This is a genomic window from Acidaminococcus sp. AM05-11 (assembly GCF_003472805.1).
Lineage (GTDB): Bacteria > Bacillota > Negativicutes > Acidaminococcales > Acidaminococcaceae > Acidaminococcus > Acidaminococcus hominis.
The window spans coordinates 1-9,390 of record NZ_QRMX01000040.1 but is presented as its reverse complement, the minus strand read 5'-3'; the positions used below and the strand labels follow the sequence as shown (position 1 = coordinate 9,390).

General features: G+C 54.4%; 10 protein-coding genes and 1 tRNA gene. All 11 read right to left on the bottom strand.

The annotated features are described in order from the left end of the window. Positions 1-204: 204 nt before the first annotated feature. Positions 205-1,029 carry a MetQ/NlpA family ABC transporter substrate-binding protein gene (locus tag DW089_RS10595; protein ID WP_105325790.1) on the bottom strand — a complete coding sequence of 275 codons (825 nt, stop codon included), beginning with the start codon at positions 1,027-1,029 and terminating at the stop codon, positions 205-207. Positions 1,030-1,132: 103 nt separating this feature from the next. Continuing rightward, on the bottom strand, positions 1,133-2,383 hold the full coding sequence (locus DW089_RS10590) for an NADP-dependent malic enzyme (protein ID WP_105325791.1): 1,251 nt from the start codon (positions 2,381-2,383) through the stop codon (positions 1,133-1,135). 39 nt (positions 2,384-2,422) lie between these two features. Further along, complete coding sequence (locus DW089_RS10585) at positions 2,423-2,911, bottom strand: metallophosphoesterase (RefSeq protein WP_105325792.1); 489 nt, start codon at positions 2,909-2,911, stop codon at positions 2,423-2,425. After that, positions 2,908-3,498 carry an RdgB/HAM1 family non-canonical purine NTP pyrophosphatase gene (rdgB, locus tag DW089_RS10580; RefSeq protein WP_105325793.1) on the bottom strand — a complete coding sequence of 197 codons (591 nt, stop codon included), beginning with the start codon at positions 3,496-3,498 and terminating at the stop codon, positions 2,908-2,910. Before rdgB ends, DW089_RS10585 begins: the two co-directional genes overlap by 4 nt. Before the next feature lie 123 nt (positions 3,499-3,621). Continuing rightward, positions 3,622-4,266: a coenzyme F420-0:L-glutamate ligase gene (locus tag DW089_RS10575; protein WP_105325794.1), complete on the bottom strand. Its 645-nt coding sequence runs from the start codon at positions 4,264-4,266 to the stop codon at positions 3,622-3,624. Next, on the bottom strand, positions 4,259-4,798 hold the full coding sequence (locus tag DW089_RS10570; protein ID WP_105325795.1) for a hypothetical protein: 540 nt from the start codon (positions 4,796-4,798) through the stop codon (positions 4,259-4,261). Before DW089_RS10570 ends, DW089_RS10575 begins: the two co-directional genes overlap by 8 nt. After that, positions 4,795-5,217, bottom strand: coding sequence for a thioesterase family protein (locus DW089_RS10565; protein ID WP_105325796.1), 423 nt, complete (start codon positions 5,215-5,217; stop codon positions 4,795-4,797). Before DW089_RS10565 ends, DW089_RS10570 begins: the two co-directional genes overlap by 4 nt. 150 nt (positions 5,218-5,367) lie before the next feature. Then, a tRNA-Arg gene (locus tag DW089_RS10560) sits at positions 5,368-5,442 on the bottom strand. A 74-nt stretch (positions 5,443-5,516) separates the two neighbouring features. Then, entirely contained in the window at positions 5,517-6,134 is a 618-nt protein-coding gene (gene thiT / locus DW089_RS10555) for an energy-coupled thiamine transporter ThiT (RefSeq protein ID WP_105325797.1), read from the bottom strand. 1 nt (position 6,135) lies between these two features. After that, the gene (locus DW089_RS10550) at positions 6,136-6,972 is read right to left on the bottom strand and encodes a deoxyribonuclease IV (protein WP_105325798.1); all 837 of its coding nucleotides are present in this window, start codon (positions 6,970-6,972) and stop codon (positions 6,136-6,138) included. A 14-nt stretch (positions 6,973-6,986) separates the two neighbouring features. Next, entirely contained in the window at positions 6,987-7,757 is a 771-nt protein-coding gene (locus DW089_RS10545) for an EFR1 family ferrodoxin (RefSeq protein ID WP_105325799.1), read from the bottom strand. Between the last annotated feature and the right edge of the window lie 1,633 nt (positions 7,758-9,390).

The window sequence follows — 9,390 nt, the reverse complement described above, 5'->3', positions numbered from 1 at the left end:
AGAAGCAAGCCCGCGGGGCGCGGCTGATTGGAGTGCTGCGAACCACTAAGGGGCCGTCAGTCCGCAGGACTGACTGAGGAAGTTTATTAGGTACGGTTATAAAAAGCAAAAAAACGGCTTGCGAACTCTTTTGAGCTCGCAAGTCGTTTTTTCTTTTGGGGGGCAAGTAATTATTTCACACCCTTTTTTTGTTTCGTGCTCTTCTTAGAAGGACGGGAGAATGGCACCTTTGTACTTATCTTCGATGAACTTCTTCACTTCCGGGCTATTCAGGGCTTTCATCAGCTTCTGGATTTCCGGACGGTTTTCATCGCCTTTCCGTACGGCCAGAATGTTGGCATACGGAGAATCCTTGGATTCGGTGAACAGGGAATCCTTGGTGGGGTTCAGCTTGGCTTCCATAGCGAAGTTGGAGTTGATTACCGCCAGATCCACATCATCCAGGGTACGCGGCAGCATAGCAGCTTCCGCTTCGGTGATTTTCAGGTTCTTGGGATTTTCCACAATATCCGCCGGAGTAGCCATAACGCCTACACCGTCTTTCAGCTTCAGCAGACCAGCCTTTTCCAAAATGGCCAGAGCTCTGCCGCCGTTGGTAGGATCGTTGGGGATAGCCACGCTGGCATTGTCAGGTACGTTTTTGATGTCTTTGACTTTCTTGGAGTACACGCCCATGGGTTCGATATGCACCTTGCCCACAGAAACCAGACCCAGGTTCCGTTCTTCATTGATCTTGTTCAGATACGGTTCATGCTGCATGAAGTTGGCATCAATTTCCTTGTCGTGAAGACTCAGGTTGGGTTTTACGTAATCGGTAAATTCCACCACCTGCAAGTCCACACCTTCCTTGGCCAGCATGGGTTTAATCTCGTTCAGGATTTCCGCATGGGGCACAGGAGTGGCTCCAACCTTCAAAACCACTTTCTTGTCGCCGCCGGCGCTTTTGTTGTCCGTGGTTTGACCGCCGCAGCCAGCTGCAATCCCTGCTACTGCCAGAATACCGGCCAAAACCAGTGCCATCTTTTTCATTCGCTACACCCCTTTTAGGTATTTTCCTAGTATTATACGATGAATTCCCCAATTTGCCAACAACTTTTTTACAAAAAGTTTACATATTAGGCAAATATCTGTCTTAGGCGTTCCAGTTCCGTTCCACCCGTTCCGCAGCTTCCTTCCGAATATCCTCTGGATCCCGCTGCACCCGGGCAATCCCCTGCTCCATGGCCGTCTTGGCCACAGCCGCAGCAATGGCCGGTACAATCCGCCGGTCAAAAGCCCCGGGCACCACATAGTCTTCCTTCAGTTCGTCATCAGCAATCAGGCCCGCAATGGCTTTCACCGCTGCTACCTTCATCTCTTCCGTAATGGCAGAAGCCCGTACCGCCAGAGCCCCCCGGAAGATTCCCGGGAAGACGCACACATTGTTTACCTGGTTAGGCGCATCACTGCGGCCCGTACCAGCAACGGCAGCACCCGCCGCCTTGGCTTCCTCGTAGGTAGTTTCCGGCACCGGGTTGGCCAGGGCGAACACCACAGCCTGGGAATTCATGCTTTGGATGATTTCCTTGGTAAACAGCCGAGGAGCGGAAACCCCAATCAGCACATCGGCACCTTTCACGGCGCCGGCCAGATTGCCCTTGTAGTGTTCCGGGTTGGTAACGCTGGCTAGGTAAGCCGTAGCCATATCCATTTCGCCCGGACGGCCTTCGTACACAGCCCCGTCGATGTCGATCATAATCAGGTTCTTGACTCCCAGCCGGTACAGCAGCTTGCCAATGGCAGAGCCAGCAGCGCCGCAGCCGTTGACCACCACCTTCACCTGGGAAATATCCTTTTTCACATAGCGCAGCGCCCCGGAAACCGCAGCACAGGCAATAATGGCCGTACCATGCTGGTCATCGTGGAAAACCGGAATATGGCAGCGCTTGATCAGCTCCGCTTCAATCTCGTAGCACTTGGGAGAAGAAATATCTTCCAGATTGATGCCCCCAAAGGACGGCTGCAATTTTTCGACGATATTCACAAATTCCTTGGGATCCTTGGTATCGATGCAGATGGGCACAGAGTCCACATCCCCAAACTTCTTGTACAAAACCGCCTTGCCTTCCATAACGGGCATGGCAGCTTCCGGACCAATGTCCCCCAGCCCCAGCACCCGGGTGCCATCGCTGATGACGGCCACCATGTTGCCCCGGCAGGTATATTCAAAGGACAAATCCGGATTTTCCTTGATTTTCCGGCAAGGTTCAGCTACCCCCGGCGTATAGGCAATGGACAGGTCGTGCCCATTTTCCAGAGGTACCTTGCAGCGTACTTCCAGCTTCCCATGATTCTTGGCGTGCATTTCTAGCGCTTCTGCATTCAAATCTTCCGTATTGGCCATCTTTTTGTTCCTCCTTAGGAATCTGCTTGATTTTTGTTTTTATGCCTTGCTGTCCAGGGTCTGAACCACAAACTGGGGCTTTTTGCCCCGCTCCAGGGTCAGCAGCCCAAAGGACGGAATCCCGTTCCGGGGCCGGGAAGGACTGCCCGGATTGATGAGCAGCAGGCCCTCCTCCTCCAAACATACAGGTACGTGGATATGGCCAAAAACCACCACATCCGCCTGCTTTTCCGCACCCCAGTACAGCAGCCGGCTAAAGTCATTGCCCCACACATACCGATTGCCATGGGTCATCGCCAGGGTAAAGCCCTCCTGGCGGGTAACCAGTTCCTGAGGAGCCCGGTCCTCGTACACGTCGCAGTTGCCGCATACCGCATACACCGGCTTCCCCGCCAGCTGCTCCACATAAGGAGCATCTTGGCTGTAGTCCCCGGTATGGAGCCACAGGTCCACGCTGCCCGCCTGCCGGATTACCCGGCGGATGGCTTCCCGGTCCCCGTGGGTATCCCCCAGGACCCCAAGCGTCATTTTATTTTTTTCCATTGGTTCACCAGCTTGCGGATAGCCTTGGCCCGGTGACTGATGCTGTTCTTTTCTTCCATAGTTGCTTCCCCCAAAGGAGCGTGCAGCTCCGTGGACCAGAACAGCGGATCATAGCCAAAGCCATTGGTCCCATGGGGTTCGTGGAGAAGAATCCCATCACAAATCCCCGACGTTTCCGCCAAAATCTTACCTTCCGGATTGGCCACCGCCAATGCGCAGAAAAACCGGCAGTTCCGCCGGACCTGCATCTTCATATTGGCCAGCAGCAATTCATTATTTTCCTCATCAGTGGCCTCCTCCCCGGCATACCGGGCAGAACGCACCCCAGGAGCCCCCTTCAGGCTCAAAACTTCCAAACCAGAATCATCCGCCAGACAAAGCTTTCCCGTTTCCTTGGCATAATATTTTGCCTTGATTCGAGCATTGGCTGCAAACGTGCGGCCATTCTCCTCCGGCTCAGGAATGGGCGGATAATCAGACAGACAAGTGAATTCCAGTCCCAGCTCATTCATCAAAGACTTGAACTCTTCCACCTTGCCCAGATTATGTGTTGCAATCACAACTTGCTGCATAATTTCACCAACCTTTTCTATAAAAGCTATTGTACCATCGAAACCCAGGAATGCCAACCTATAAACCCAGTAAGCCGTCAAAAAACGGGCTGCGCCTCCTGGCACAGCCCGCATTTCTTTTTCTTATCGCAAATAATCCTTGATTACGCAAATCGGCGTCTTCTGGCTGTCGTTGCCAAAAGGATTGTCGATGAGGATCTTTTCCACCAACCGGGGATCCACACCCTTGGTGCAGCCCAGCACGCAGGACCGCTTCAGGTCGTTGACGTCAGCCACCGCAGCCCCGAAGCACCCCAGCCCTTCCTTGATGTTCTCAGACACCCGGTTGGGGTTCTTTGGCCCCAGCACAATGTGCTTGTCATAAGGAGGCATGGTGCCGGTAATATCGTCAATCAGCCGAGCCTGTTCCCCGCCCATGCGGTAGAACACCCCGGGCTTGCCCGCCACCTTGGCGAAGAAGCCGCAGACCACAGCCACCAGCACCTTCAGCGTCCCGGATTCGTTCAGCAGGGACTGCATGGAAGACCAGTTGCCGATACTGCCCACGCCGGGAAACAGCTGGGACAGCACCTTGGCTGCAAAAGAAATCTTCATAGTTTCCGGACGAATAGCCCGGTTTTGGGTAATGGCCACCACGGACTCGGCCACACAGACTACATCCCGGGGACCAATCTTGTCGCCGCCAAATTCCTTCACCGCATCCACAATATTGTCGTGGATGGTCAGAATGCGCGTAGGAATGGGAATAATTTCATACTTATCAGCCACGGTACGCACCTCCTGCCAATTTGGCCATTTCAGCCCCATACAGGGTCACGAAATACTTTCTTACATAATGTGCCTTCCGGCCAACCCCGGTCACATAGATGGCTGCATCCATGTCCACCATCCGGCTCAGGACTTCGCGCATATCCTTGCCATTTCTGGCTTCCAGCCGCAGGGTCACAATCAGTTTCCATTCGGACCATTCCTTCAGCACCAGGGCTTCGAAATAATGGTCCTTCCGGCGTCGGTCATCCTTTTCCACATCCCCGGTGCAAACTGCATCCGGGAATTGTTCCTGGGGCAGGTACGGCCGCACAAAGCAGTCCGTTACCGCAGCACATTCCTGGCTGTTGTTGCGCAGAGGCACGGTAAAAGAATACACCGCGTGCTGGCTGTCCAGCTCCTCCAGCTGCAAAGGCGTCTTTTCGTCCATAACCACCTTGGTGTCATCCGTGGGTTTTAAGGCGGCGTAAACAATCATGACCAGCGCACCCAATACGCACAGGCCAAGAAGCAGTAAAATCACATTGATCATACTTTTTTCTTCCCTTCTTCTGCAAGCATCCGCTGCAATTTTTCATAATACGGTGGGGACAGACGCTCCACCTTTCCTTCCAGATTGGTAAAAGCGTTGGTAGAATCGCCCTTGGCCAGCAGCACCCCATCCCGTTTCCGGATAATCTCATATTCGTACACGATTTTTACCCGGCTGCAGGACGCCAAGGTGGTCCGCACCTCATACTCGTCGTCAAAACGCGCAGACTGGCGGAACTGGCAGTGGACCTCAATAATGGGGACCATGAAGCCATCGGCCATCAGCTGGTTCAGCTCAATGCCCGCTGCCCTCAGATAGGCCACCCGGCCCATTTCAAACCACCGCAGGTAATTGGTATGATGGACCACGCCCATCAGATCGGTTTCAGAAAAACGGACTCGATCGGTGATTGTAACCACGGCAAAACCTCTTTTCTCACAGCTTTTTCATTATAGCACGTTTTCCCAGAGAAGAAAGACCTTCTTTGGGATTCCCGGAATTTTATAACCCCCTGGAAAATAAGAGACCCCATAATGCGCTTTCGCGAATCATGGGGTAAAAGTACAAAATGGTACGCCTGGGCGGAATCGAACCGCCGCACACGGCTCCGGAGGCCGTTGCTCTATCCACTGAGCCACAGGCGTATTACTGAACAAGCGTTATTATAGCATGAACCGGGCATTCATGCAAGGAATTTATACAAAAAAAGTAAAATTTTTCACCGGGGCTTCCGGAGCAGCCCTATAAAGCGCCCCATGGGCAGCACCCGGTACAGCAGCAGACATATGGCCAGATCCGGCAGCAGATACAGCCCGTTGGCCCACAGGGAGTACACCACTGGGGACATCCCCGCCGGCGCATAGCTGGCAAAAAACGCCACCCCGGACACAAAATGGCAGAAGTACCGCATCAGGACTGCCAAAATCATGCCCCCATAAGGGTGCTGGGGAAAGAAGCCGCACACCCCCAGGGCCATAAAAGGCAGCGGATAGTCAAATAGCACCTGCACTGGATGAAGAATGTACGGATTCAGCAGCAGGTTTAGAATCCCGTAGGCAAACCCCGCCAGCACCCCCACTTCCGGCCCAAAAGCAAAGGCCACCAGCATAATGGGCAGCATACCGCCCAGGGTAATGGTGCCCCCGTAGGGCATCCGGTAAAGCGGAAACACACTGAGCACCAGCGTCAGCGCCAGCATAAAGCCGCAGCTGGACAGCTGGTGGGCGCTGAGCTTCACCTTCCGGGTGTGCAGCAAAACTACCAAAAGCGCCAGCACCCCCACCAGGGTCAGCAGCGTCACCGGGCTTGCAAAAACTTTCGCCAAACCTTCTTCCATCCTACCTTCCCTCCTCAGCGGCCTGCCGCATCAGAGCAATCTCCCCGGCGTAGCCTTCCAGCTCATTGGGAGTTTCCAGGATAAAAGGCAGCTGGGTCAGCGCCGGGTGGCGCACAATCCGCCCCAGAGCCTCCAGTCCCAGGTAGCCCTGGCCCAGCTTCTCGTGCCGGTCCTTATGGGCCCCCAGGGGATTCTTGCTGTCGTTTAAATGAATGGCCTTCAGCCGTCCCAGCCCAATGACCTGGTCAAATTCCGTCAGCACCTCATCCAAATGGTTCACCACATCGTAGCCCCCGTCCCACACGTGACAGGTATCCAGGCAGACCCCTACCTGCTCCTGGAGCTTCAGCTTATCCAAAATGGCAGCAATTTCCTGGAAGGTCTTTCCCACTTCCGTGCCCTTTCCCGCCATAATTTCCAAAAGCAGCGTGGTGGTCTGCCCCTTTTGCAGCACCTGATTCAGGCAGTCCGCAATGAGCTGAATGCCCACTTCCGGCCCCTGCCCCAAATGGTTTCCCGGATGCATATTGTAATATTGGTAGGGCACCAGTTCCATCCGCACCAAATCGTCCGCAATGGTTTCCCGGGCAAAAGTCCGCACGTCCTCCTTGGTGGAACAGGGATTCAGCGTGTAGGGCGCATGGGCCACCAGAGGCACCGCCTTGCCCTGCCACAGCTCCCGAAACGCCTGGACATCCTTGGGGTCCACCTCCTTGGCCTTGCTCCCCCGAGGATTCCGGGTAAAGAACGCAAAAGTATCCGCCTGAATGGACAGCGCCGTTTTGCCCATGGCCAAAAAGCCCTTGGAAGAAGACAAATGACAACCGATATGCAGCATCTTTTCTCTCCCCCTTAGCGATGGAACAATTCCTGGGCCTGCACCTCAGGATGATGGTATTGGTCAGCCTTGGCAATCACATGCCCGTGGACCGCAATCCCCCCGTGGGGGCAGAACTGGACACAGGCCATACAGTAGGCACAGTGGTCGTGGACCTTCACCTTCCCGTCCTTCAGGGACAAATTACCCATAGGACACAGCCGTACGCACAGCCCGCAGCCCACACAGTCCTTGGGCCGGGCCGAAATGGCAAACCGCTTCTTCCCCAGCTTCCGCACCAGCGGAATGGCCATAAGCGTCCCCGCCAGGGACTTCTTCACCTGGGACAGGTCCACCTTCCGGGCCAGAATATCCTGCCCCATAGCCTCCACCAGCTGCTTGGCCTTCTCCAGCTTGCTGTAGTCGTAGGTCACCCCCACCTTCCAGGTGGACGTAGAATTGGCAATCATGGGCACCACCCGGCCGTAGGACAACTTGCAGCCCTTGGCCCCCAAAAGCTCCTGCACCCGGTAAAGCGCACTCCCCTGGGTACTCCCGCAGGTAGCCGCCGCATAGTAGTACGCCTGAGGCGATAAGGTTGCCTTCTTTAAGAACTTCAGCACCGGCTTGGGCACATCCCCAAAATACACCGGGAACACAAGCCCCACCGACTTGGCCGATTGCAGCAGCAGCCCAATCGCCTCCCAGTTCTTCTTATCCAGAGGAATCACCTGATCCTGGGTCAGCGCTCCCAGCTCCCGTGCCACCGCATACGAATTCCCCGTACCAGAAAAATATATAATCATGGAACCCACTCCCCTACCTTTATTGTTAGCACATATCCTGCAATTTTTTTACAGGAAGAAACATCCCAGCCAACAACACCAAAATGGCCAAAATGCCCATTACATTTTATTATAACAGATACACCACGCCCCTGACCCATTTCAAGAAAAATTATTGAAATAAAAAAGAAAAACAGTAGGCCACACCAACACCCCCTTGACCGCACCAACCTTTAAAGGCTCCTCACTTTAGGGGGGAGCAGTCAGCCACGCAGTGGCTGACTGAGCGAGGATACCCGGAAAACATTGCCTGCAATGTTCGCTGACCGCACCAACCACCCAACGATTTGTCCAAATATTAGCGGCCCCCGGCCGCATGCCTTCCCCGCACAACAGCAGTCCCAAGCGGGGAAGGAAGCAATGCCGCCGGCATTGCAGGATGGGGCAACTACCTAAATTTCCGCACTAGCCCCTTTTAGCACACGACCAGTAGTGGTCTAAGAAAGCCTTCTGCAAACGTTGCGGTCACGTCCAAATATCTTTACAAGTTATCCAAAAGATATTTGGAATACGTGACCCATGTGATAGCTGCTCAGAAGGCAAGCCCGTAGGGCAACGCCGCCTGGCTAGCAGCGAACCACTGTAGAAGGTGTCATCCACAACGTGGATGACGGATGAAGTTCAATCCAATAGGCCCGTAGGGCCAGCCCAAAGAGCGCCCATAGCTCTCGCCTTTGGGAGTCGTATCCACCGTTCAAGGCATCAGCCGCAGAAAGGTGGAATATACGACCCCTGTGATAGCTGCCCAGAAGGCAAGCCCGCAGGGCGACGCCGCCTGGCTAGCAGCGAACCACTATGCGGCCGCATCCAAACAGCCCAACAAATTCTGCAAGGGGCTGTTTGGTCAATAAGGCCCATGCGATAGCCGTCCGTGAGCCGAACCCTCAGGGTGACGGGGAACGGAATACGGCGAACCGCTTACGGCCGCATCCAAACATCCCCACAGTTTTCCAAAGGATGTTTGGTTAATAAGGCCCATGCGATAGCGGCCTGCAAAGCAAGTCCGTAGGACGCAGCTGCGCAGCGAGCCGCGAACCGCTAGGAGAGCTGTCACCGCAGGCTGACTAAGGGAGTCATATCCATTTCTCAAGGCCTCTGGCCGTAGAGAAATGGAATATACGACCCCTGTGATAGCGGCCCGCGAAGTAAGCCTGAAGGGCGTAACTGAGTGGGTAGCCGCGAACCGCTCGAGGATACCCCGCACCATCGCCTGCAATGTACGCTGACCGCACCAACATCCCAAAGGGCCACTACCTGCATTTATGCACTAGCCTCCCCATTTAGCACACGACCACTAGTGGCTTAGAACGCCTCTTTCAAGCGTTGCGGTCACGTCCAAACAGCGTCACAGGTATTCTAGAAGCTGTTTGGTACACGTGACCCATGTGATAGCCGTCCAAGAAGCAAATCCGCAAGGACGCTGCTGATTGGAGCACGGCGAACCACTAAAGAGGTGGCATCCACAGCGTGGATGACGAAGAAAGTTTAAAATTGGCCATCACCAACACCCCATGGACCGCACGTCCCGCCAAAACCTCTACCCTTTAGCATTCTGGTAATATGTCAAGCATATTTTTTTTAAGATATTCTATGT